At 66.9% G+C, this 1049-nt stretch carries 1 pseudogene; it reads right to left on the bottom strand.

The features are described 5' to 3' along the window. Positions 1-22 precede the first annotated feature (22 nt). Positions 23-900, bottom strand: a pseudogene (locus tag AB0N03_RS52535) (IS5 family transposase). Positions 901-1049 lie beyond the last annotated feature (149 nt).

The following is a 1049-nucleotide window of genomic DNA, read 5'->3' as shown; positions in this document are numbered from 1 at the left end:
CTAGGGCCTGTATCGAAGTGGGTCAGAGCCATTCGTTGATCGCAGCGATCTGAACAGTAGCTTCGTAGCGGACGGCGAGTTTGTCGTAGCGAGTAGCCACCCCGCGGTGGCGTTTGAGCCGGTTGATGCCGCACTCCACCGCATGACGCTGTTTGTAGATCTCGGAATCGAAGGCCGGTGGCCGACCACCCTTCGACCCCTTGGCCTTGCGGTGCGCGTCCTGATCGGCCTTGCTCGGAATGGTCGCCTTGATCCCGCGCCCGCGCAGGTGAGCCCGGTTGGCCTTCGAGGTGTAGGCCTTATCCGCCAGCACCCGATCGGGGCGGGTACGGGGCCGGCCGCCGGCCGGTCGGGGCACCCGGATCCCGGCCAGGACCGGAATGAACTGCGGGCTGTCGCCACGCTGCCCCGCGGTCAGCACGATCGACAACGGCTTCTGCCCCTGCTCACACCCTAGATGCACCTTCGTGGTCAACCCACCCCGCGACCGCCCCAACGCGTGATCATCAGGCTCGACGGTGACCCCGCCCGGCGGCTCGGCCTGCAGATCCCCCTTTTCCGCGCCCCCGCCGCATGCTGATGCGCCCGCGCGATCGTGGAATCCACGCTGACATCCCACGTGATCCGCCCGGCCGCCTCAGCCTCGACCTGCAACGCGGTCAAGACCTGCTGCCAGACACCGGCACGTTGCCAGCGCCGGAACAACCCATAAACCGCTGCCCAGGACCCATACCCGACCGGCATGTCCCGCCACGGGGCGCCGGTGCGGACCCGCCACCGGATCCCGTCGATCAGCTGCCGTTTGCTCCACAACGACGGCCGACCCGGCCGCGACGGCACGGGCAGCAACGGTTCCAGCGTTGCCCACTGCTCGTCGGTCAGGTCGAACCGCCTCGTCACCGCTAGGGTGTCCACGAGGTCTCCGGTGTTCAGGTTCTTCTTGGTCGACGAACCAACTACCGGAGACCTCACCTATGTCGAGCACCGACACGCCCAGCAACACCAACTCCAGCTCAACCTGCTCGAGGCGACTTCGATACAGGCCCTAG

The organism is Amycolatopsis sp. NPDC051061, assembly GCF_040682935.1.
Taxonomy (GTDB): Bacteria; Actinomycetota; Actinomycetes; order Mycobacteriales; family Pseudonocardiaceae; genus Amycolatopsis.
The sequence above is the reverse complement of the archived record's forward strand: the minus strand, read 5'-3'. Positions and strand labels throughout refer to the sequence as shown.